Genomic DNA, 22,106 nt, shown 5'->3' on the forward strand with positions numbered 1-22,106 from the left:
CAGAGGATGCGATGCAAGGCGCAAACCGCAGTCGGGCTGGTGGCCCGACGAGGATTTGCAACGCCGCAGCGTGCGTCTGGCGAGCCAACCCAAAGGGCAGCCAGGCAAAAGCACACCGGGCGGCGTTGCCCGCCTTGCGCAGACACCCAGTCTGGGCTGCGGCAGGCGCCTTGCCCGCCGCACTTTTGCCTGACTGCGCGATGCATAAAAAGATCGTGAACAGGTTCTAAGGCAGATTCAGTGTCCGTCGCCTGGACGCAGCAGGCCGCAGTACACGCCCTCAATGGCGAAGTCCTCGTGCGGATCGGGCGCGATCGTTGCGTAGGCCGGGTTGCGCGGCAGCAGGCGCACCGTTTGGCCCCGGTGGTACAGCCGCTTGATCGTGATGCCTTCGCCCACGCGGGCGATTACGGTCTGGCCGTGTTCGGCCTCCGGAGTGGTCTTGCCGGCAATCAGGTCGCCATCGAGGATGCCGTCATCGATCATCGAATCGCCTTGCACGCGCAGCAGAAAGTCCGGCTGGGGCCGAAACAGCCAGCGGTCGACGGCAATCTGCCGCTCGATGCGGGCATCAGCCAGGATTGGCTCTCCTGCGGCAACACGCCCAACCAGCGGCAGCCAGACGGCATCGTCGTTGGTGGCGGCCACTTGCAGCCGTGGCGCAGTGGCTTCGCCGCCGCCGGAGGGCAGCACGCGCAGGCTGCGCGCCTTGTGCGCACGGGCGCTGATCAGGCCTTTGTCGGTCAGGGCCTGCAAGTGCTTGGTAACGGCATTGGGGCTGCGCCAGCCGAATGCGGCCATCAGCTCGTGCGTGCTGGGTGGCACGCCATGGCGCTCAATATGGGTGCGCAGGTAATCGAGGACCTGCTGTTGTCGGGATGTGAGGCTGCTCATGGTGTAAATTATTACACCACCTGTGATGGGCAGGTCAAGTTCTATGGATCAGCGTTTCGATGAAGATGGTGTCAAGCAGCTGTGTTGTTGCAAGAGTTGCAGGAACAACTCCACCGCCGCAGATGGGGGACGGTTCTTTTCAATGATTGCACTGACGATGTTGACATAGCAGTCCTGCGTTTGAACTGGCACGAGACGGCCGTAATCCCATACTTCAGCGGCATAAGTCTCGGGCAGGATGCCGACATAGCAGCCGGAGGCAATTAGGCAGGCGACAGCTTCCAGCCCGCTGGCGGAAGGCCCCTTGGGGTGATGGCCTGTGGCCAGTAGTTCGTAAACAAATGGGTGGGGACGGTAGATTAGCGGCAGTCCCTGAGGGTTTATCCCTTCCAGAACGAAGAGTCTTTGCCTCTCCTCAAAAAGAGGAAAAAAGTGGAACAGATGGTCCTGTTCGTATCTGCCTCGAATGGCGATGTCAATTGTGCGCTCCCGCAATGCATGGTTGATTTGCGCAAATGTCATGACGCGCACATCGGTCGTTACATCGGGGGCCAGCTGCGCATACTGACGCAGGATTCCTGGCAGGTCGTACTGTTTGTTGATGATGTGTTCAGTCATCCCAATGCGGATCACTCCTGACAGCAGTCCTTTGACCTCATCAACTTCGAGCTTGATGCGCGAAAGGGCGTCGAGTGCAATCTGTGCTTGCTTGAGTGCGGCGATGCCGGAAACAGTCAGTCGAAAGCCTCCCGGCCCGCGCTCGCACAGTTTGACGCCTAGGACTTCTTCGACATCGCGGATGTGCCGACTGATGGACGCTTTGGAGAGCGCCAAGGTTCTTTCCGCAGCGGAAAACCCGCCAGCTTCGGCAGCGGCGCAAAAAATTCGCAGCGACTTGAGGTTGCGCTCGGTCAGAAAGTGCTTGGTCATGAAAGAAGAACCTTGAACAGGTGTCAACCTTAGGAAGGTATTGAAAAACGAAACCATACTATCAAAAAAATCGTTTTTCAAGAGATGGGCAGAGATCTATATTTGTGTTCACCACAAACGGAGCAATTTGTATGAACTTCCAGTTTTCCCATTTCATGGCCCCATTGCTATGCGTTTGCGCAGCATTGACTTCCTTGACGGCCAGCGCTGAAGGAGGCAGTTTGGCTGACATTGTCAAGCGTGGACAACTGACGGTAGGTACCGAGGCGGCCTACGAACCCTATGAATTCGTTCAAGACGGCGAAGTGACGGGCTATGGCCGTGATGTTCTGCTACTGATCAGTGAGAAGCTGGGCGTCAAGCTCAATCAGTTGAATCTTCCGTTTCAAGGTCTTTTGCCTGGATTGATGACGCGCAAGTTTGACTTGGTTGCAACCAGTGTTGGTATTAATGAGGAGCGGGCTAAGCGCTTTCTGTTTACGCGCCCGATTGGAATCGTCAACTCGACTATCTTGGTGAGATCCGACAATGATGCGATTAAGTCGCCAGAAGACTTGAATCAAGCCGTTCTCGGGACTCAACTGGGATCTTCCACTATCCCTATAGTCGAAGCTTTTAACGCCAAACTCAAACAGAATGGTCAGGAAGGTTACCGTGATCTGCGACTGTTTACGGCCTATCCCGATGTGGCCAGCGCGTTGGAGAATAAGTCAATTACAGCTGCAATTATTCCTTCCAACATCGCCGCCGTGCAAATGCGATCCAATCCGGGAATGTTCAAGGATATTGGTAGCATTGGCGAGCCCAAGGTATTGGCTTGGGTGGTGCATCCACAGGACAAGGAGATCCTTGAGTTTGTTAACACCACGCTTGACGAACTCGCGGCCAGTGGCCAGCTGAATGCGCTGCAGATCAAGTGGTTTGGTGCCCCCTTGAATCTTCCCACCGATGGCTATTTGCCGGATGGTGCATTGCAGTGATGCAAGCACTCTGGCAAGACATTGAACGGGTATTGCTACCGTTTCTTAACGGGTTGCCCCAGGCAGTGCTGACAACGGTCAGCATCAGCTTAGCAGCTTGTTTGCTGGGTATGGCGCTGGCCGTGGTACTGCTGTTGGCCAGGACCAGTGGATTCTGGCCACTCAAAGCATTGGTAGTGGTATTCGTGAGCGCAATGCGCGGCATTCCCTTGCTGATCCAGCTGTTGGTGGTGTATTACGCACTGCCGGCCATACTTAACCTGTCCATCAGCGCGGTCAATGCAGGGGTACTGGCGCTTGCGATGAATACTTCGGCCTATATCAGCGAGATTCTGAGGGGCGTGCTATCCAGCCTCCCGGCCGGGCAGCGGGCTGCCGCATTCTCGCTAGGCATGGGTACGTGGAGTACCTGGCGCTACATTCTCTTGCCGCAGATATTTTTCAAGGCGTTGCCACCATTGACCAATGAATGGACGGTGATGGTCAAGGCATCTTCTCTGTTGTCAGTAATTTCCGTGGTCGAAATCTCGGCATTGGCACGCAACGTGAACTTGCAGACCAATGCGCCTTTGAGCGTCTTTGGCGCCAGTGCACTGATTTATTTCGTTTTGCTGTTTCTGCTCTCAAGCGCCTCGCGCAAGGTTGAACAACGCATTGCTGTAAGGGTGGGTCGCCATGCTTGATATGCAGATCATTGCGCAAGCGCTGCCGGTGCTGATGAAGGGCTTCAAGGTCACCATCGCAGTGGCGGCGGTCGGCATCCCCATCGGTTTGGTGGTGGGCACCTTGCTGGCATACATGACGCTGGTCGGGACGCGGCCCGCCAGAGCATTGGCGCGCACGTATATCGAATGCGTGCGCAATATTCCGTTTCTGATCATCGTCTACTTCGCCTACTTCGGCCTGCCTAAACTGGGGCTGGCGATGGAGGCCTACAAGGTGGCAGTGCTCACGACGGCGTTTTACACCGGCGGCTATTTCAGCGAGCTGATGCGTGCAGCCATCCTCAGCGTGCCGCGTGGTCAGATGCAGGCGGCCCAGGCCCTCGGCATGGGTTATTGGGTTGCGCAGCGCAAGATCATTGCGCCGCAGCTGCTGGGTTTTCTGATTCCTCCGACGGCCAGCCTGATCATCATGATGTTCAAGGATACGGCGATTTTCTCCGTCATCACGCTGCCGGAGCTGACCTATCAGAGCAATGTGGAAGTGTCGCAGAGCTTTGCCTACGTGGAGATTCTGGGCCTGACCGCGCTGATCTACTGGGTCAGCAGTTGGTTCATCGACTTGGCAGGCAACGTCCTGCACCGCTACTGCCAGCGCTGGAAGCCGGTCCGCTAAACCATGCTTCTGCACCGAATGGCAGGCACTGGCCAAGGCTCTGCAGTTGCTGACTCGAGAAACCTGCGCCAACAGGCATGCCGTGCATGGCCTGCCGAGATTTTTTACGTCCACACGGACTATGACTGTTTGAAATTGACTGAGACTGACCATGAAGACCCTTACATTCCCCCCAAAGTCGCACCATCAGACATTGCTTTATTCCACCTTGCATACGGATGTCGATACGCTCGACGCCGACATTGCCGTAGTCGGCATGCCTTTTGGTTCCGCGTACAGTCCCAAGTCATTCGGCAATGACCAGAGCAAGGCACCGCAGGCTCTGAGGGAGCTGACGGATCGTTTTGTGCGCGAGCCCGACCACTATGATTTCGACATCGATGGCCCGCTGTTGCAGAACCGCGACGACATCAAATTCGTCGATTGCGGTGATGTGCTGCCCAATCTGGCCGTTCCAGGCGAACACTATGCCAAGGCGACCGAGCTTGTGCGCAAGATCATCTCCACCGGAGGGCTGCCGATCATCCTCGGTGGCGATCATGGCATCACCACGCCCATGCTGCGTGCCTACGACGCGCTGCAAGAGCCGGTGACAGTGGTGCACATCGATGCGCACCTGGACTGGCGCGATGAGGTGGATGGCGTCAAAAATGGGCTTTCCAGCCCGATTCGCCGGGCTTCGGAGATGGCGCATGTCGGCGAGATCTTCCAGATCGGTCTGCGTGCTCAAGGCAGCGCCCGCACGGAGGAATATGAAGCTGCACGCGCCTACGGGGCACATCTGATTTCGGCATATGAGCTGCATGAAGTCGGCATGCAGGCCGTGCTTGACCGCATTCCGGCCGGTGGCAGGTACTACCTGACTATCGATGCCGATGGCATGGACCCTTCCATCATGCCGGCTGTAGATGGTCCTGCGCCGGGAGGCGTGACCTTTCTGCAGGCCCGCCAGCTGATTCACGGGCTGGTCAAGAAGGGCCGCGTGGTGGGGATGGACATCGTGGAAATTCAGCCTTCCAAGGACAGCGCCAGCATGATTACCTGCGTGACCGCCGGGCGTCTCATCGTCAACCTGATTGGTGCGTCAATCAAAGCCGGTTATTTCGACAAATGAAAGCCAATGCGCCCTTGATGGTCGAACTGCAGGCCATCGGCAAGTGGTATGGACACCACCAAGTACTCAAGAACTGCAGCTGTCAGGTGCGCGAGGGCGAGATCGTGGTAGTGTGCGGGCCATCGGGTTCTGGTAAATCCACATTAATCAAGACCATCAATGGTCTCGAGCCGGTACAGGAGGGAGTGATCCGCATCAAGGGTCGTTCCATTCAGGATGGCGGGCCGGATTTTGCCAAGTTGCGGGCATCCGTGGGCATGGTTTTCCAGCACTTCGAGCTGTTTCCGCATCTGACCGTACTGCAGAACCTCACCATTGCCCAGAAGGTTGTGTTGGGCCGAGACGAGAAGGCGGCGGTCGAGAAGGCGTTGCTGTTGCTGGAGAAGGTCGGTATGGCCGGGCACAGACAGAAATATCCCTCCCAGCTCTCTGGTGGACAGCAACAGCGCATTGCCATCGCGCGGTCGCTGTGCATGGACCCATTCCTGATGCTGTTCGATGAACCCACGTCGGCACTAGATCCAGAGATGGTCAGTGAAGTGCTGGAGGTCATGCGGGATCTGGCCCAGGAGGGCATGACGATGATGGTGGTGACCCATGAGATGGGCTTTGCCCGCAACATTGCCGACCGCATACTCTTCATGGAAGACGGTGCCATCGTGGACAACACCGATGCGCACAGCTTTTTTGCCGGAGCGCCATCCGAAAGAGCGCAACTGTTTCTCTCCCGGATCTTGCAACACTGATTGATGAAGACACCATGACCACTCATGAACGCATCCGTCCCTTCAACACGAAGGTGACCTATCCCGAACAGAATCTCGACAATGATCTTTGTCAGGCCGTAGTGGCACGTGGCCGCACGGTGTTCCTGCGAGGCCAGATTGGTCAAAATCTGGACACCAGCGAAAGCGTATGCATTGGCGATGCCCAAGGTCAGGCCGAGCAGGCGATGCACAATATCCAGACGTTGCTTGGCGAGGCCGGTGGCAAGCTGGAACACATTTGCAAGATCACCATCTACTTGGTCGATCCGCGCTACCGCGAAGAGGTCTACCGCACCGTGGGGAAATGGCTCAGGGGGGTGTATCCGGTGTCGACCGGTATTGTCGTCTCTGCGCTGGCACGGCCCGAATGGCTTGTTGAGATCGACGCAATGGCGGTGATTCCGGATTGATGTCAGGGTTCCCGCCACATGGCCGCGCGGCGGGAACTTTATGAGAACCACGTAAAGGTTCCACGAAAAACATGAGGCTTCTTGTTAACGTCGTCACACTTGGCGATTGCGACAGTCGCGACAAATGGTGGGATGTACGTGACAAGACCGTGGACGGGTAATCAGCCCTTGGCCAATTCCTGTGTGGTAGCCACGAATTCATCAAGCTTGGCGCGTGCGGCGCCGCTGTCAATGGCGGCTTGGGCCTTGGCGATGCCTTCGTGCAGGTCCGCGGCAACGCCAGCGGCGTATAGGGCCGCTGCGGTGTTGAAGACCACGATATCGCGTGTCGGGCCGCTTTCGCCTGCCAGTACGCTGCGCAGCATTTGCTGCGAGCGTTCGGGCGTTTCGGCGCGCAGCGCGCGGGTGCTGGCCATGGCCAGGCCGTAGTCCTCGGGGTGGATCTCGTATTCGGTGACCTGGCCGTCCTTGAGCTCGCCCACGAGGGTGGCGGCACCAAGGCTGATTTCATCGAGTCCGTCCTTGCCGTGCACCACCAGGGCGTGATCGGCGCCCAGGCGCTGCAGCGCGCGCACCTGAATACCGACCAGGTCGGGGTGGAATACGCCCATCAGGATATTGGGCGCGCCAGCCGGGTTGGTCAGGGGGCCGAGGATGTTGAAGATGCTGCGCACGCCCATTTCCTTGCGGATGGGCGCGACATTCTTCATGGCTGGGTGGTGATTGGGGGCGAACATGAAGCCGATGCCGATGCGTTCGATGCACAGCGCGATCTGCGCGGGCGTCAGGTTCAGTTCGGCTCCCAGCGCCTCGACCACGTCGGCGCTGCCACTTTTGCTGGAGACGCTGCGCCCGCCATGCTTGCTGACCTTGGCGCCGGCCGCAGCTGCCACGAACATGGCGCAGGTGGAGATGTTGAAGGTGTGCGCGCCGTCGCCGCCGGTGCCGACGATGTCGACCAGATGGCGCGTATCGGGCACTTCGACTTTCCGAGCCAGCTCGCGCATGACGGTGGCTGCGGCCGTGATCTCGCCGATCGTTTCCTTCTTCACGCGCAGCCCGGTGATGATGGCGGCGGTCATCAGCGGCGATATTTCCCCTTGCATGATCAGCCGCATCAGATGCAGCATTTCGTCGTGGAAGATTTCGCGGTGTTCGATGGTGCGCTGCAGCGCGTCTTGGGGGGTAATGGGCATGGGCAATGAGGTTTTCTGGCCGGAGCGGCAAGAAATATACACCTGCATGGGCCTGTGCATGGCCAGTATGGGAAGGCCGCGGCCTAGCCTGTACCAGCAAAAAAGCCGCTTCTTGCGAAAGCGGCTGGTGGCAATGGATGCAGTGCCCGTGCGCAGGCGCTGCGCGCGGTTACTTGCGCTGGATGCGGTGTACCTGGTTGCTGGCAGGATCTTCGGCGCGGCCCTTGTTGACCACGTAGACGACGCCATCGGAGCCAACCGTGGCATGGTTGGGCTGCGGGCCGCCGTCAAGGTTGGCGACGATTTCGCCATCGCTGTTGAGGGCAGTGATGGTGCCGGCGCCGCGATTGGTGACGTAGGCCAGCTTGCTGACCGGGTCGAACGCAACGTTCAGCGCGCCAGCGCCCACCAGCACGTTGTGCAGCGTTTCACCCGACTCGACGTCGACGATGGCAACATTGTCCGAACCCTGGGCGGCGACGAATGCGCGCTTGGTAGCCGGGTCGAAGGCAATGCCCGAAGGCGAGAACACGCCCTTGACGGGAATGACTTTCTCGACGGAATCCGTCTGTGTATTGACGATGCCGATCTCCCCGGTGGCACTGACGACATAGAGACGGCTGGCAGCCTGGTCCAGCGCCAGGCTCATGGAGCCAAATGGACGCGCATTCGGGCCGCGGACGGTCGTTTCCGGCGCGATGGTGGCAATCTTCTCCAGCTTCTTCGTGTCGAAGACTTCGATCTCTGGAGAGAACGAGGTGGAGACGTAGGCCTTGCCGTGCTGGGTGTCGATGACCACGTCGCGGCTGTGCGCGACTTCGCCGGATGGGAACTGCTTGACCAGTGCTAGGTCGTCCTGCTTGTACACGGCAACCGTGTTCTGGCGCGTCACAGTGGTCCAGACCGTACCGTTGGCATCATCGACGCCGATCCCGTAAACGCCGTACAGCCCGCCCGACAGTTCCTTGCCGTCGGCATTGCGGCGCGGCGGTGCAGCTTGCGGCGCGACCTGGGCGATGATCTCCAGCGTGTCCGGGTTGAGCTTGACCAGGGCCGATTCGCCAATGGGCGGGCGGCCTACCGACGCGGTCACGAACAAGGCTTTGCTTTTGGGGCTGTAGGCGGCTTGGTACAGGCCCGAGACGACCTTGCGGCTCGTGACGTTGAACTGTTCGGCGCCGCTGAGCGGAATGTCGGGTGAAACCTTGAGCGGGTAGACCAGCGCCGCATTCGGGTTGGTGGCACTGACGACGATGGGGTGGCGCCCCGGGACGGCACCGGCAGGGATGCTGGTTTCGACCGTGAACTTGCCTTCATCGTCCACCTTCGTTGCGGGCGAAACGATCTCTACGTTCTCGTAGAAGAAGCGCACCTGTTGGCCGGGCGTGAAATTGCTGCCAGCGATCTTTACCGTGTTGCCAGGCAGCACGACAGGCGATTCGATTACGCGAACCTGTCCGGCGAAATCGGCATCGGGTGCGGAAAACTGGGCAGTTGCGCCCGTGGCATGGGAGGCGCACAGAGCCAGCGCGGCAGCCGTCAGCCATACGCGGCCAGCGGCGGGAGAAAATGCAGTCATTGGTTGCATGGGATCCATCGTCCAATCAGGGGTTGCAGGCGTTCGGAAAAACGCGAAAGAGCGTCCAGCGCAAGCTGCACGTGCGCCAGGCAGGTGCGGCCAAAGGGCCGCCATTGCGAAGGTGTCGGTGTGGCGGCAAGACCGGTTTATCCGTTCCGCAGCCTTCGGACCAACAGCGCGCAGATCGTATCAGAAACAATTCTCATTAATTGTCTTTTTTCATGATTGTGTCACGTGTGTCCGAGCGAAATGCCGGTAAAGTATTGCAAAGCACGCCTTCCTGACCGTTTGTGAACGCCCGTTTACGTCATTTCCTGCCGTTTCTGTCCTGGCCAAGGCCGACGGCGTCGCAATTGCGTGCCGACGGTTTTGCGGGGCTGACCGTTGGTCTGATGCTGCTGCCGCAAGCGATTGCCTACGCGGCACTGGCCGGCATGCCGCTGCAGACGGGGCTGTATTCGGCCATCTTGCCGCTGGTAGTGGCCACGCTTTTTGCTTCCTCCACGCGGTTGGGCGTGGGGCCGACGGCGCTGTCGTCTCTGATGGTTTTTGCCGCACTGGCACCCATGGCCGAGCCGGGCAGCGCGCAATGGGTGATGTTGGCCATCTGGCTGGCGCTGCTGGCCGGGATGATGCAGATTGCGCTGGGACTGGCCCGCATGGACTGGCTGATGGGAGTGATCACGATGCCGGTGCTCAGCGGCTTCACCCAGGCGTCTGCATTGCTGATCATGGCATCACAGGTTCCGGCACTGACCGGCATTCCTCGGGAGGCGTGGCAACACATCAGCAGCGCAGGACAACTGTGGCATACCCTGCAAAGGGTGGACGCGGGCGCATTGCTGTTTGGTGCTGCGGGCATCGCCATGCTGCGCCTGACGCGACGCTATGGCGCAGCCATTCCATGGGCGGCGTTGCTGCTCGGGCTGGGCGCACTGGTCAGTTATGGCACCGACTACGCCGCGCGCGGCGGTGCGGTGGTAGGAGATTTGCAGGTCCAGCTGCATGGCCTGCAATGGCCGGGCTGGCCCGGAGTGGCGGCACTGGCGGAGCTGGCGCTGCCGGCGCTGGTCATTGCGTTGATGAGCTTTGTGGAAGTGGCCACTTCCGCCAAGACCGAACATGCCTTGGCGGCAACCCAGTGGCGGGCGGCGCAGGATCTGATTGCGCAGGGGCTGGCCAAGATCAGTTCCGGGCTGAGTGGTGGTTTTTCCACCAGCGCCTCGCTGTCGCGCTCGGCCATCAATCATTACGCAGGGGCGGTATCGGGCTGGTCGAACCTGATCTGCGCCGCTGTTGTGGCCATCGCGGCGTTATGGTTGACGCCGCTGCTGCGCCATGTGCCGCTGGCGCTGCTGGCGGCGGTGGTGGTGACTGGCGTCATGGGTCTGATCAGGCCGCGGGTGTTTCGTCAATACTGGTCGTTTTCGCGCATGGAGGCGATGATTGCCCTGTCCACCCTGGGTGTTACGCTGGCAACTGCGCCGCACCTGCATTGGGGCGTGCTGGCCGGTCTGCTGCTGAACCTGATTTACTTCATGTACCAGCGCTTGCACCCGCGCATCATCGAAGTGGGCGTGTACCCGGAGGATGGCCGGTTGCGCGATCGCCACCTCTGGGGGCTGCCGCCACTTTCTGCACATGTGCTGGCGCTGCGGCTGGATGCCGGGCTGGACTTTGCCACTGCAGCGGCACTGGAGCAGCGTGTCACGACTGCCTGGGAAGCCAACCCCCAATTGCACAGCCTGTGTCTGGTGGCCTCAAGCATCAACAACATTGATGCGACGGGCCTGGAGACCTTGTATCACCTGCGCACGCTGGTGGCCAAGCGCAAGGGCAAGCTGTATCTCAGCGGCATGAAGCTGCCGCTGGAGCAACGTCTGCAGGAGGCAGGTTTTCTTGCGGATACGAACCTTGTGCAGGTGCTTAAGACCGACGCACAGACTATTGAAGTGCTGACGCAGCTGGATCGCGCTGGCAAGCCTGTGCAAATGGTCAATGTCCAACATCCGCATCCGTAGTGGTGTGTGCGTTGGCCTTTTGCTCGGCACCGTAGCGTTCGATGTCCTCCAGCACCACGGCCAGCGCGCTGGTGGAGATCAGCACCTCGATCAGCGACAGCAGCAGCGATACCGCCAAGGCCAGGATGCTGATGCCAAACAGCAGCTTGCCGGCTGCCTGAGCCTGCAGATACAGCGCAAACATGGACAGCGCGCACAGCAGAAAGCTCAACACGCCAAAGCCCTGCATGTACTGGATCAGCCCGATGCGCCGCCACAGGCCGGGAATCTGCCGCTGCACCAGCGGTGCGCTATGCTCGGGAGAGGCGTGCAATTGCCGCACGACCTGTGCCAGTACCAGAAAGCGGTTGGTATAAGCCAGCAGCAGCAGGGAAATGGCCGGAAACAGCAGGGCGGGCGTAGTCAGATCCATGGTATTTGCATCAGTGATCCAAAGAAGGAAATCGACACGGCCAGCGGGCAAACCGAGGCCGCCATCAATCATGTGCGACGATAGGGTGATTTTCCACCTCCTGCATGTGGGTCGAAGCATTGACGTGATTCCATCCCCGCGGTTGTGAACCAAAATCGCCAATTGCCCACCAAGCCATCATGCGTCACAACAAGTCCACCCTCCCGTTTCCCGCACGCTTGCGGTCTGGTGCCGCCGCGCTGTCGCTCACGCTGACCCTGACGGCGCTGGGGGCGCCGGTCTTGGCACCGGCCGTGCAGGCCCAGGCATTGCCGTCGCTTGGTGAGATCGACGGCTTCACCGTCGGCGATGAGCGCAGGCTGGGCGACTACATCGCTGCACAGCTCTACCGCGACCCAGCCTATGTGGATGATCCGGTGCTGCAGGAGTACGTCGAGTCGATCTGGCAGTCCCTGATGACTGCTGCGCAAAAAAACGGCGCGCTGGGGGATACGCTGGGCGAGCAGTTTGCCTGGAAGGTGCTGCTGGGCAAGGATCGGTCGGTCAACGCCTTTGCATTGCCAGGGGGATATTTTGGTCTGCACCTGGGCTTGATCAATGTCGTCGACAGCAAGGATGAGCTGGCGTCAGTGATGGCGCACGAGATGACACACGTCACGCAGCGGCACATCTCGCGCATGATGGCGCAGAACGCGCGGCAGACGCCGCTGATCATCGCCGGCATGATTCTGGGCGCACTGGCGGCGAGCCAGAGCCCGGATGCGGCCCAGGCCGTCATTACTGGCGGGCATGCGCTGGCCATCCAGAATCAGCTGGATTTCAGCCGTGCCATGGAGCAGGAGGCCGATCGCGTCGGATTTGGACTGATGGCGCCGGCCGGTTTTGACCCGGCCGGGTTTGTCGGCATGTTCGACAAGCTGACCCAGGCCAATCATCTCAACGACAGTGGCGCTTATCCCTATCTGCGCAGCCACCCCCTGACCACGCAGCGACGCGCCGACATGCAGGCGCGCATCCCGCAAGGGCGTCGCTACGTCACGCCGCCGTTGAAGGCCGAACACGCCATGATCGTGGCCCGCTCACGTGCCATCTCGCTGGGCAATGTGGATGCGCAGCGCACCGCCATGGACGCAGCCAGCCATGCGCTGGCGCAAGGGGTGGCGCCGGTTAGCGCGGCAGAGCTGGCCGGCCGGCTGTATGGCGGCATCTACGCGGCCGCGCAGTTGCGCGACTTTGCCCAGGCGCGACAGTGGCTGCGCGCGCTGCAGGAGGCCACGCAGGCAGATGCCGCTGCGCAGCGCCTGGCGCAATTGCTGGAGCTGGAGGTGGCGCTGCAGGCCAAAGACGCCGACTGGGTGCGGCAGGCGTATGACGCCATCGACACGCATACGCGCCTGCGGCCCGAGCTGTTTCTGCGCACGCAGGCGGTGGTCGAAGGATTCGTCAGTGACGACGGCGTGATCGCCGACTGGCAGAGCTGGCTGGTCAGCCATCCGCAGGACGCCGGCGCCTGGCAGCAGCTGGCCCGTTTGTGGCATGGCGCGAATCAGCCATTGCGGGCCATCCGGGCCGAAGCGGAGGCGCAGGCAGCGCGGTTCGACTACAACGCCGCCATCGATCGTCTGAAAGCCGGTCTGAACATGGTGCGCAGCATGGGCGCGCAGGCCGACCATGTGGATGCGTCGATACTGCAAAGCCGTCTGGCGGCGATGGAACAGGCCCAGCGTGATTATCGACAGGGCCTGGAGCGCTTTGGAATGGGGCGGCTGCGGTAAGCGCGAAGGAGTGCGCCGTCCCCCGGCATCAGCGCAGCGGCTGCGGGTTGCGGAAAATTTTGCCCGGATTGAGGATGTTGTCCGGATCCAGCGCCTGCTTGATGCTGCGCATCACCGCGACGGCGCCGGCGCCGGTTTCCTGCACCAGATAGTCCATCTTGTGGATGCCGATGCCATGCTCGCCGGTGCAGGTGCCGTCCATCTCGATGGCCCGCGCCACCAGCTGGCGGCTGAGCTGTTCGCCGCGCATGCGCTGATCGGGGTCATCGGGATCAATCAGATAGCCGAAGTGGAAGTTGCCGTCGCCCACATGGCCGACCAGGAAATACGGAATGCCCGACGCCTCGGCCTCCTGCACGGAGGCGAGCAGGCAGTCGGCCAACCGGCTGATGGGCACGCAGGTGTCGGTGGTGATGACGCGGCAGCCCGGCTTGGACTGCACGCCGGCGAAATAGGCATTGTGGCGCGCCGTCCACAGCCGGGTGCGTTCTTCAGGCGTATGGGCCCATTCGAAGGCCTGGCCGCCGTACTCGCCAGCGAGCTCCTGCACGGTTTCGGCCTGTTCCTTGACGGAGGCGGGCGAGCCGTGGAACTCCATCAGCAACATTGGCTCTTCGCGCAGACTGAGCTTGCTGTGGCGGTTAACCAGCCCGACAGTGGCGGCGTCGATCAGCTCCACACGGGCGATTGGCACGCCCAGCTGGATGGTGCTGATGACCGTGCGCACGGCCGCTTCGATGCTGGGAAAGGAACAGATCGCAGCTGAGACCGCCTCGGGCAGCGGGTACAGCCGCAGGGTGATCTCGGTGAAGATGCCCAGCGTGCCTTCACTGCCGACGAACAGGCGCGTGAGGTCATAGCCTGCCGCCGACTTTTTGGCACGCGTGCCGCAGCGGATGACTTCACCGCTGGCCAGCACGACTTCCAGCGCCAGCACGTTCTCGCGCAGCGTGCCATAGCGCACGGCATTGGTGCCTGAGGCGCGCGTGGCCGTCATGCCGCCGATGCTGGCATCCGCGCCGGGATCGATGGGAAAGAACAGGCCCTGGTGCCTGAGCGCCTCGTTGAGCTGCTTGCGCGTAATGCCGGGCTGGACGGTGACGGTCAGGTCGTCCGCATCAATCGAAAGAATGCGGTTCATGCGCGAGACATCAATGCTGATGCCGCCCTGGACCGCCAGCAAATGCCCTTCCAGCGAGGAGCCCGCACCATAGGGAATGATCGGTGTTCGGTACTGCGCGGCCAGGCGCACGGCATCGGCCACATCCTCGCGGCTTTGCGCAAACACCACGGCATCGGGCGGTGGCGCAAAGATGGCGCCTTCGTCGCGGCCATGCTGCTCACGCACCGCATCGGCGCGGGAGAACTGCGCGCCAAAGCGCTGTTGCAAGGCATCGAGCAGGGCGGCCGGGGCATTGCGCATGTCCTGGGCGACAAACGAAGAAGGGGCAAGGTTGTTCATGGTGGTGGCGAGAGGGCATGCCGCGCCCTTTGGGCAAAAAGCCAGGCGCAGCAAGAAACTTCCTATGGTAAGCCCATCTGCAGTAATGATGGACAATAACTGGACGCAGCGTTCCTGGTGGACGGGATCTGCACGTCGCGCAGCGGCAGTGGAACTTTCACCGTGAACACGCTCTCAGAGTCGGCGCCTGCACGCTGCAAGGCAGCGGTGCTGTTGCGTCTGTCCGGCCGCTGCAGACCTTAGGGGCTGTGGCGGGTTGGGCAGCGCCTTTTTTATATTCAGGAGGAGTCCCCGTGTCCGTGAATCGCCGTGTTTTTTCCGTCTCCGCTGCCTTGCTGGGTGCCACCGGCGCCCTGACCAGCGCCTTGCCCGCCTGGGCACAGGCGGGGGGGCAGTTGCGTGAAGGCACCGACTATGTGCGCCTGCCCAAGCCCGTGAGCACCAATGTCCCCGCTGGCAAGGTCGAGGTCATCGAATTCTTCTGGTATGCCTGCCCCCACTGCAACAGCTTTGAGCCCATGTTCGAGAACTGGAGGAAGGTGCAGCCCGATACCGTGGTAGTGCGTCGCGTGCCCGTGGCGTTCCAGCAAAACAACAACTTCGTGCCGCTGCAAAAGCTCTACTACACGCTGGAAACCATGCAGCGCCTGGAGGACTTGCACCTGGCAGCGTTTGCCGCGATCCACCGCGAGCGGCGCCGCCTCAACTCCGATGAGGCCATCTTCGATTGGGCTCAGTCGCAGGATGTGGACATCGAAGAATTCAAGAAGGTCTACAACTCGTTTTCCGTCTCCAACGCCGCACGCCGCGCCTCGCAGCTGCAGGATGAATATGGCGTCGAGGGTGTGCCGTCCCTGGGCGTGGCCGGCAAATACTACACGGACGGGACAATGGCGCGCAATCTGGCCAATGCCCTGCAGGTGGTCGAGCGCCTGGTCGCCCTGGAACTGGCGGGCGGCTGATTTTCCTTCCCGCCTGCCAGCCCTGTCACTGCTGGCATCCGCCCATGGCCTGGCGCATGAAAAGCGTGTAAGTCGGACCCGGGGCGGTACGGTTGCGGGACACTAGGCCTGCACTACTTCGAACGAGGTGGTGATTTGCGCCGTCTTGCCCAGCATGATGCTGGCCGAGCAGTACTTTTCATGGCTCAAGGCAATGGCGCGGGCTACGGCGCTCTCCGGAATGGCGTGGCCGGTGACCGTAAAGTGCATGTTGATCCGGGTGAAGACCTTGGGCTCGGTCTCGGCACGCTCGGAGGTGAGTTTGACGCTGCAGCCGCGCACGTCATGGCGGCCACGCTTGAGGATGAGCACCACGTCGTAGGCGGTGCAGCCACCGGTGCCGGCCAGCAGCAGTTCCATGGGGCGCGCGGCCAGGTTCTGGCCGCCATTTTCCGGCTTGGCCGCATCGGGCGCGCCGTCCATCGTGACCACATGCCCCGAGCCGGTCTCTGCGATGAACCCCATGCGCGAGCGCGCGCCGGTGGCGCCTGTCCAGCTGACTGTGCATTCCATTTACAGGTACTCCTTCACAAAAAAACAACAGGCCCTGTTGCAGCGCACCACAAGGCCGAAAAAGACGATTACAATAGCGCCATTGTCGAACGGTATTTACCCTGTTGTCTTGCAAGACAATTTGTTTTACCGGTATCTGACAACCGCTTGTCTCCTCCACCTTCTCAAATGGTGGATTCGCCCCGTAATCTCACGATTGCGGGGCTTTTTTCTGGGCGGTCCATTCCGGCGAGCTCCGGACGTGTTTGGCCAGTGCGCATCGCCGGATGCGACGATCAGGCCTATCATCGGCCACTTTGCTCCATCTGCGTGCGCATGCATCGCTTGCCATGCACATTGTCTGCGATGCCGACCCGACCATGACCAGTGCTTCCCCCCTTTCTCCTGCTGACTACCTGAAGAAGATCCTGACTGCGCGCGTCTACGACGTGGCGGTGGAAACGCCGCTGGAGCCGGCGCGCCAGCTCTCGGCGCGCATTGGCAACCAGGTGCTGCTCAAGCGCGAGGACCAGCAGCCCGTATTCAGCTTCAAGCTGCGTGGCGCCTACAACAAGATGGCCCATCTCACGCCAGCAGAGCTGGAGCGTGGCGTGATCTGCGCCTCCGCAGGCAACCATGCGCAGGGCGTTGCGCTGGCGGCCAGCAGGCTTGGCACGCGTGCCGTGATTGTCATGCCGGTGTCCACGCCGCAGGTCAAGATCGACGCGGTGCGCAACCTGGGCGGCGACGTGGTGCTTGCGGGTGAAAGCTACAGCGATGCCTACCAGCATGCCGTGCAACTGCAGCAGCAACATGGTCTGACCTTCGTTCACCCGTTCGATGACCCGGACGTCATTGCCGGCCAGGGCACGATCGCGATGGAAATTCTGCGTCAGTTGCAAAGTCTGGGCAGCAATCGGCTGGATGCGGTGTTCGTGGCTATCGGCGGTGGCGGGCTGATTGCGGGCGTAGCCAATTACATCAAGGCGGTGCGTCCGGAAGTGAAGGTCATCGGTGTGCAGATGAACGATTCGGATGCGATGCTGCAGTCGGCCAGGGCGGGACAGCGGGTCGAGCTGGCCGACGTGGGGCTCTTTTCCGATGGCACGGCGGTCAAGCTGGTTGGCGAGGAGACCTTCCGCGTGGCCAGCGAGCTGGTGGATGAATATGTGACCGTCTCCACCGACGAAGTGTGCGCCGCAATCAAGGACATCTTCATCGACACGCGCAGCATCGTCGAGCCAGCCGGCGCGCTGGCCGTGGCCGCCGCCAAGCAGTATGCTGCCCGGCACGGCAGAACCGGCGAGACCTACGCGGCCATTCTCTGCGGCGCCAACATGAACTTCGACCGGCTGCGCTTCGTGGCCGAGCGCGCGATGGTGGGCGAGCAGCGCGAGGCGTTGTTTGCCGTGACGATGAAGGAAGAACGCGGCAGCTTTCGCAAGTTTTGCGAAACCATTGCCGCGTTGCCCGGCGCGGCACGCAGTGTCACCGAGTTCAACTACCGCATGAACGGGCCGCAGGCGGCGCACGTCTTCGTGGGCCTGTCCACCAACGGTGCGGGGGAGTCACAACAGATTGCCGCGCATCTGGATGCGCACGGCTTCAAAACGCTCGACCTGACCGATGACGAGCTGGCCAAGGAGCACCTGCGCCACCTCATCGGCGGCCCCGCGCCGCTGGCCAACCACGAGCGGCTGCTGCGCTTTATCTTCCCCGAGCGACCCGGCGCACTGTTCAAGTTCCTCAGCCTGATGCAGCCGAGCTGGAACATCAGCCTGTTTCACTACCGAAACCAGGGCGCGGACTACGGCAAGATTCTGGTTGGCATCCAGGTGCCGCAGGCCGATGAACAGGCCTTCCAGGCGTTTCTCGAGGAGCTGGGCTACCCCTATGTGGACGAGAGCAGCAATCCGGCCTACCAGCTGTTTCTCAAGGCACCGCAGGTGAAAGAGCAGTAGCCGGTCAGAATCGGGCCAAGAACTGTCACAAATAGTCACGTCGCAGTCTTGATAATCCATCCGGATAGCCTCAAATGCCAGCCATCAGGAGGATTTCTCATCCATGCGACTCGACAAACTCACCACCAAATTCCAGGAAGCGCTCAGCGACGCACAATCGCTGGCGCTGGCGCACGACAACGCCTACATCCAACCCGTGCACGTGCTGGCAGCCATGCTGCAGCAGGAAGACGGACCGCGTGCGCTGCTGCAACGCACGGGCGCCAATGTGGCCAGCATCGCGCAGGCCGCCAAGGCCGCCGTGGAGCGGCTGCCCAAGGTTGAAGGCCAGGAGCAGGTCCAGCCCGGCCCCGACCTGGTCAAGGCCCTGCAGGCCACCGAAAAAGAAGCCATCAAGCGTGGCGACCAGTTCATCGCCAGCGAACTCTTTTTGCTGGCGCTGACCGACGGCAAGGACGAGGCCAGCCGCATCCTCAAGGATGGCGGGGTGAGCCGCAATTCGCTGGAGGCGGCCATTGAGGCCGTGCGCGGTGGCCAGGGCGTCGACAGTGCCGAGGCCGAGGGCCAGCGCGAGGCGCTCAAGAAGTACACGCTCGATCTGACCGAGCGGGCCCGCCAGGGCAAGCTCGACCCGGTCATCGGTCGCGATGATGAAATCCGCCGCGCCATCCAGGTGCTGCAGCGGCGCAGCAAGAACAACCCCGTGCTCATTGGCGAGCCGGGTGTGGGCAAGACCGCCATTGTCGAAGGGCTGGCGCAGCGCATCGTCAACGGTGAGGTGCCCGACACCCTCAAGGACAAGCGCATCCTCGCGCTGGACATGGCCGGCCTGCTGGCCGGTGCCAAGTACCGCGGTGAGTTCGAAGAGCGTCTGAAATCCGTGCTCAAGGAAGTGGCGCAGGAAGAAGGCCGCATCATCCTCTTTATCGACGAGATCCACACCATGGTCGGCGCCGGCAAGGCCGAAGGCGCGATCGACGCCGGCAACATGCTCAAGCCCGCGCTGGCACGTGGCGAGCTGCACTGCATCGGCGCCACCACGCTGGACGAGTACCGCAAGTACATCGAGAAGGACGCGGCGCTGGAGCGGCGCTTCCAGAAGGTGCTGGTGGAGGAGCCTTCGGTCGAATCGACCATCGCCATCCTGCGCGGACTGCAGGAGAAGTACGAAGTCCACCATGGCGTGGAGATCACCGACCCGGCCATCGTTGCCGCCGCCGAGCTGTCGGCGCGCTACATCACCGACCGCTATCTGCCCGACAAGGCCATTGACCTGATCGACGAGGCGGCGGCCAAGATCAAGATCGAGATCGACTCCAAGCCAGAGGTCATGGACAAGCTCGACCGGCGCATCATCCAGCTCAAGATCGAGCGCGAGGCCATGAAGAAGGAGACTGACGAGGCCTCGCAGAAACGGCTGGCGCTGCTGGAAGAGGAAATCGCCGAGCTTGAGCGCGAGTACAAGGATCTCGAAGAGGTGTGGATGGCCGAAAAGGCCGCCGCGCAAGGCTCCGCACAGATCAAGGAAGCCATCGATAAGCTCCGCACGCAGATCGAGGAAGCCACCCGCAAGGGGGACTTCAACAAGGTCGCCGAACTGCAGTACGGCCAGCTGCCGGCGCTGGAAAAGCAGCTCGCCGAAGCGCAGGCCAAGGAGAATGCCGCCGAAGGCGAGGCCAAGAGCCACAAGTTGTTGCGCACGCAGGTGGGCGCCGAGGAAATTGCCGAGGTTGTCAGCCGTGCCACGGGCATCCCGGTCAGCAAGATGATGACCGGCGAGCGCGAGAAGCTGCTGCGCATGGAAGAGGCGCTACACCAGCGCGTGGTGGGCCAGGACGAAGCCGTCAACGCCGTGGCCGACGCCATCCGCCGCTCGCGCTCGGGCCTGTCGGACCCGAACCGGCCGCTGGGCTCCTTCCTGTTCCTGGGGCCCACTGGCGTGGGCAAGACCGAACTGTCCAAGGCGCTTGCGGGCTTCCTGTTCGACAGCGAGGATCACCTCATCCGCATCGACATGAGCGAGTTCATGGAAAAGCACTCCGTGGCCCGTCTCATCGGTGCGCCGCCGGGCTATGTGGGCTACGACGAGGGCGGCTACCTGACCGAGGCCGTGCGCCGCAAGCCCTACAGCGTGATCCTGCTCGACGAGGTGGAGAAGGCTCATCCGGACGTCTTCAACGTTTTGCTGCAGGTGCTGGACGACGGTCGCCTCACCGATGGCCAGGGCCGGACGGTGGACTTCAAGAACACCGTCATCATCATGACCAGCAACATCGGCTCGCAGCGCATCCAGGAAATGGTGGGCCGGCCCTATGACGAGATCAAGGACGCGGTGTGGGATGAGCTCAAGAACTACTTCCGCCCCGAGTTCCTCAACCGCATCGACGAGACCGTGGTGTTCCATGGCCTGGACGCCAAACATATCGAGGCGATTGCGAAGATCCAGCTCAAGACGTTGCAAGAGCGGCTCGAGAAGATGGATCTGCACCTCAAGGTTTCGGATGCCGCATTGGCCGAATTGGCCAAGGTCGGCTTCGATCCGGTGTTCGGCGCCCGGCCGCTGAAGCGCGCCATCCAGCAGCGCATCGAGAACCCGCTGTCCAAGGCGTTGCTCGAAGGCAAGTTCCCGCCCAAGAGCGAGATCCACGTCACGGTCGATCCTGTCAAGGCGCCCGGGCAGTTCCAGTTCTCCTGATCGCGTAGCGGGCAGGTAGGTCAAAAGGCGCAGGCACCCGGGAGGGGCCTGCGCTTTTTGATGGGTTCAGCGCTCCCGTACCGGCTGCGACGATGGCGCCACGGCCTCGCTGCGACTGGTGCGCCACGCGCCCACTAGGGCCAGCAAGCCCGGCACCAGAATCAGGCCCCAGATGATCTTGCTCAAGTTGTCTCTCACCCAAGGCAGGTTGCCGAAGAAGTATCCGCCCATGCACACACTGCCAACCCATAGCATTGCACCCAGCAGGTTGTAGGTCACAAAACGGGGGCGATGCATGTGTGCCACGCCTGCGACAAAAGGCACAAAGGTGCGCATGAATGGCATAAAGCGCGCCAGCACGATGGTGATCGCGCCGTAGCGCACGTAAAAATCGTGCGTGCGGTCAAATGCCTGGCGGTTGAAGAGGCGAGAACTTTCCCACTTGAACACCTTGGGGCCGAGATATCGGCCGATTTGGAAGTTGCATTGGTCGCCCAGAAAGGCGGCGGCAAACAGCAGTCCCATTGCAAGTGGCAGGCGCATCAGCTGCGCGCCGCACAGCGCGCCGACGATGAACAGCAGCGAGTCACCCGGCAGGAACGGCATGACCACCAATCCGGTTTCCACAAACACAACCAGGAACAGGATCGGGTAGACCCAGGCACCGTAGTTGGCGACAAGGGCTTGCAGGTGTTGGTCGACGTGGAGAATGAACTCCACCAGAAATTGGATGGCTTCCAAAACAGGTTCCAGAAAATGCGTCAGATTGGGGCGCAGGCAATGGCTGGCAGGTGATGTCGCAGGCGCCGGTACCGCGTGCAGGAGTTTATATTTTTCAGGGATGTGTCCTGTCGCTGTCGAGATCCAGAATACCGCGTCATCGCAGGCCGCGCCTGGGCTTCGGCACCTATCCGGTCCGTCTGCGGTGTCTTGCTCGTCCATCCAGTGGCGATGGCTGTCATGTACAGGCGCTCATCAGCGAGTGAGGGCCTGTAGAAAATCCATGGCGCGGCGTGGATGCACGCTGGAGGCATATGGCTTGATGCGCTGCTGAGGCCAGTCGCGCCACTATTGCCATC

The 22,106-nt window shown here is 61.4% G+C and carries 19 protein-coding genes; 11 read left to right on the plus strand and 8 right to left on the minus strand.

Annotated elements, in window-relative coordinates; all coding sequences use genetic code 11:
* Nucleotides 1–237: 237 nt before the first annotated feature.
* On the minus strand, nt 238–894 hold the full coding sequence (gene lexA, locus AAV94_RS01250; protein WP_046740498.1) for a transcriptional repressor LexA: 657 nt from the start codon (nt 892–894) through the stop codon (nt 238–240).
* 48 nt (nt 895–942) lie between these two features.
* Nucleotides 943–1,905, minus strand: a complete 963-nt coding sequence (locus tag AAV94_RS01255; RefSeq protein ID WP_231731163.1) for a LysR family transcriptional regulator — start codon at nt 1,903–1,905, stop codon at nt 943–945.
* A gap of 50 nt (nt 1,906–1,955) precedes the next feature.
* Here AAV94_RS01255 and AAV94_RS01260 point away from each other — a divergent pair, with 50 nt between their 5' ends.
* The 6 genes from AAV94_RS01260 (at nt 1,956) to AAV94_RS01285 (ending at nt 6,433) form a co-directional block, all read left to right on the plus strand.
* Nucleotides 1,956–2,804: a transporter substrate-binding domain-containing protein gene (locus AAV94_RS01260; protein ID WP_084824660.1), complete on the plus strand. Its 849-nt coding sequence runs from the start codon at nt 1,956–1,958 to the stop codon at nt 2,802–2,804.
* Nucleotides 2,804–3,487 (plus strand): amino acid ABC transporter permease, encoded by a 684-nt coding sequence (locus AAV94_RS01265; protein WP_046740500.1) that lies wholly within the window; start codon nt 2,804–2,806, stop codon nt 3,485–3,487. Before AAV94_RS01260 ends, AAV94_RS01265 begins: the two co-directional genes overlap by 1 nt.
* Nucleotides 3,480–4,142, plus strand: a complete 663-nt coding sequence (locus tag AAV94_RS01270; RefSeq protein ID WP_046740501.1) for an amino acid ABC transporter permease — start codon at nt 3,480–3,482, stop codon at nt 4,140–4,142. Before AAV94_RS01265 ends, AAV94_RS01270 begins: the two co-directional genes overlap by 8 nt.
* Before the next feature lie 151 nt (nt 4,143–4,293).
* Nucleotides 4,294–5,256: an agmatinase gene (locus AAV94_RS01275; RefSeq protein ID WP_046740502.1), complete on the plus strand. Its 963-nt coding sequence runs from the start codon at nt 4,294–4,296 to the stop codon at nt 5,254–5,256.
* Between the two features lie 17 nt (nt 5,257–5,273).
* Complete coding sequence (locus AAV94_RS01280) at nt 5,274–6,002, plus strand: amino acid ABC transporter ATP-binding protein (protein ID WP_046740635.1); 729 nt, start codon at nt 5,274–5,276, stop codon at nt 6,000–6,002.
* A 14-nt stretch (nt 6,003–6,016) separates the two neighbouring features.
* Nucleotides 6,017–6,433 carry a RidA family protein gene (locus tag AAV94_RS01285; RefSeq protein WP_046740503.1) on the plus strand — a complete coding sequence of 139 codons (417 nt, stop codon included), beginning with the start codon at nt 6,017–6,019 and terminating at the stop codon, nt 6,431–6,433.
* Between the two features lie 161 nt (nt 6,434–6,594).
* Here the strand turns inward: AAV94_RS01285 and trpD are convergent, their stop codons facing one another.
* Nucleotides 6,595–7,629: an anthranilate phosphoribosyltransferase gene (trpD, locus tag AAV94_RS01290; RefSeq protein WP_046740504.1), complete on the minus strand. Its 1,035-nt coding sequence runs from the start codon at nt 7,627–7,629 to the stop codon at nt 6,595–6,597.
* A 169-nt stretch (nt 7,630–7,798) separates the two neighbouring features.
* Nucleotides 7,799–9,217 carry a YncE family protein gene (locus tag AAV94_RS01295; RefSeq protein ID WP_197407982.1) on the minus strand — a complete coding sequence of 473 codons (1,419 nt, stop codon included), beginning with the start codon at nt 9,215–9,217 and terminating at the stop codon, nt 7,799–7,801.
* 281 nt (nt 9,218–9,498) lie between these two features.
* Here AAV94_RS01295 and AAV94_RS01300 point away from each other — a divergent pair, with 281 nt between their 5' ends.
* A complete protein-coding gene (locus AAV94_RS01300; RefSeq protein WP_046740505.1) occupies nt 9,499–11,229 on the plus strand; it encodes a SulP family inorganic anion transporter in 1,731 nt (576 codons plus the stop codon).
* On the opposite strand, the gene AAV94_RS01305 is transcribed toward AAV94_RS01300, so the two are convergent.
* Nucleotides 11,204–11,641, minus strand: coding sequence for a DUF2721 domain-containing protein (locus AAV94_RS01305; RefSeq protein ID WP_046740637.1), 438 nt, complete (start codon nt 11,639–11,641; stop codon nt 11,204–11,206). The two genes, AAV94_RS01300 and AAV94_RS01305, sit on opposite strands and share 26 nt — an antisense overlap.
* Nucleotides 11,642–11,820: 179 nt before the next feature.
* Between AAV94_RS01305 and AAV94_RS01310 the strand changes: the two genes are divergently transcribed.
* Nucleotides 11,821–13,416, plus strand: coding sequence for a M48 family metalloprotease (locus AAV94_RS01310; RefSeq protein ID WP_084824661.1), 1,596 nt, complete (start codon nt 11,821–11,823; stop codon nt 13,414–13,416).
* Nucleotides 13,417–13,444: 28 nt separating this feature from the next.
* Here the strand turns inward: AAV94_RS01310 and AAV94_RS01315 are convergent, their stop codons facing one another.
* Complete coding sequence (locus tag AAV94_RS01315; protein ID WP_046740506.1) at nt 13,445–14,878, minus strand: FAD-binding oxidoreductase; 1,434 nt, start codon at nt 14,876–14,878, stop codon at nt 13,445–13,447.
* 299 nt (nt 14,879–15,177) lie between these two features.
* Here AAV94_RS01315 and AAV94_RS01320 point away from each other — a divergent pair, with 299 nt between their 5' ends.
* Nucleotides 15,178–15,840 carry a thiol:disulfide interchange protein DsbA/DsbL gene (locus tag AAV94_RS01320; RefSeq protein ID WP_046740639.1) on the plus strand — a complete coding sequence of 221 codons (663 nt, stop codon included), beginning with the start codon at nt 15,178–15,180 and terminating at the stop codon, nt 15,838–15,840.
* A 102-nt stretch (nt 15,841–15,942) separates the two neighbouring features.
* Here the strand turns inward: AAV94_RS01320 and AAV94_RS01325 are convergent, their stop codons facing one another.
* A complete protein-coding gene (locus tag AAV94_RS01325) occupies nt 15,943–16,392 on the minus strand; it encodes an OsmC family protein (protein WP_046740507.1) in 450 nt (149 codons plus the stop codon).
* Nucleotides 16,393–16,721: 329 nt separating this feature from the next.
* Between AAV94_RS01325 and ilvA the strand changes: the two genes are divergently transcribed.
* Complete coding sequence (ilvA, locus tag AAV94_RS01330) at nt 16,722–18,332, plus strand: threonine ammonia-lyase, biosynthetic (protein ID WP_046740508.1); 1,611 nt, start codon at nt 16,722–16,724, stop codon at nt 18,330–18,332.
* 103 nt (nt 18,333–18,435) lie between these two features.
* Nucleotides 18,436–21,027 (plus strand): ATP-dependent chaperone ClpB, encoded by a 2,592-nt coding sequence (gene clpB, locus AAV94_RS01335; RefSeq protein WP_046740509.1) that lies wholly within the window; start codon nt 18,436–18,438, stop codon nt 21,025–21,027.
* A gap of 66 nt (nt 21,028–21,093) precedes the next feature.
* Here clpB and AAV94_RS01340 read toward each other — a convergent pair whose 3' ends face one another.
* Nucleotides 21,094–21,768 carry a DedA family protein gene (locus AAV94_RS01340; RefSeq protein WP_046740510.1) on the minus strand — a complete coding sequence of 225 codons (675 nt, stop codon included), beginning with the start codon at nt 21,766–21,768 and terminating at the stop codon, nt 21,094–21,096.
* Between the last annotated feature and the right edge of the window lie 338 nt (nt 21,769–22,106).

It is taken from the genome of Lampropedia cohaerens, from assembly GCF_001005215.1.
GTDB lineage: Bacteria > Pseudomonadota > Gammaproteobacteria > Burkholderiales > Burkholderiaceae_C > Lampropedia > Lampropedia cohaerens.

Bases quoted from the DNA above. Each gene is read 5' to 3' on its own strand.
- AAV94_RS01285 (WP_046740503.1), top strand. From the start codon at position 6,017: ATGACCACTCATGAACGCATCCGTCCCTTCAACACGAAGGTGACCTAT.
- trpD (WP_046740504.1), bottom strand. From the start codon at position 7,629: ATGCCCATTACCCCCCAAGACGCGCTGCAGCGCACCATCGAACACCGC.
- AAV94_RS01260 (WP_084824660.1), top strand. From the start codon at position 1,956: ATGAACTTCCAGTTTTCCCATTTCATGGCCCCATTGCTATGCGTTTGC.
- AAV94_RS01275 (WP_046740502.1), top strand. From the start codon at position 4,294: ATGAAGACCCTTACATTCCCCCCAAAGTCGCACCATCAGACATTGCTT.
- AAV94_RS01265 (WP_046740500.1), top strand. From the start codon at position 2,804: ATGCAAGCACTCTGGCAAGACATTGAACGGGTATTGCTACCGTTTCTT.
- lexA (WP_046740498.1), bottom strand. From the start codon at position 894: ATGAGCAGCCTCACATCCCGACAACAGCAGGTCCTCGATTACCTGCGC.
- clpB (WP_046740509.1), top strand. From the start codon at position 18,436: ATGCGACTCGACAAACTCACCACCAAATTCCAGGAAGCGCTCAGCGAC.
- ilvA (WP_046740508.1), top strand. From the start codon at position 16,722: ATGCACATTGTCTGCGATGCCGACCCGACCATGACCAGTGCTTCCCCC.
- AAV94_RS01305 (WP_046740637.1), bottom strand. From the start codon at position 11,641: ATGGATCTGACTACGCCCGCCCTGCTGTTTCCGGCCATTTCCCTGCTG.
- AAV94_RS01315 (WP_046740506.1), bottom strand. From the start codon at position 14,878: ATGAACAACCTTGCCCCTTCTTCGTTTGTCGCCCAGGACATGCGCAAT.
- AAV94_RS01280 (WP_046740635.1), top strand. From the start codon at position 5,274: ATGGTCGAACTGCAGGCCATCGGCAAGTGGTATGGACACCACCAAGTA.
- AAV94_RS01270 (WP_046740501.1), top strand. From the start codon at position 3,480: ATGCTTGATATGCAGATCATTGCGCAAGCGCTGCCGGTGCTGATGAAG.
- AAV94_RS01325 (WP_046740507.1), bottom strand. From the start codon at position 16,392: ATGGAATGCACAGTCAGCTGGACAGGCGCCACCGGCGCGCGCTCGCGC.
- AAV94_RS01310 (WP_084824661.1), top strand. From the start codon at position 11,821: ATGCGTCACAACAAGTCCACCCTCCCGTTTCCCGCACGCTTGCGGTCT.
- AAV94_RS01295 (WP_197407982.1), bottom strand. From the start codon at position 9,217: ATGCAACCAATGACTGCATTTTCTCCCGCCGCTGGCCGCGTATGGCTG.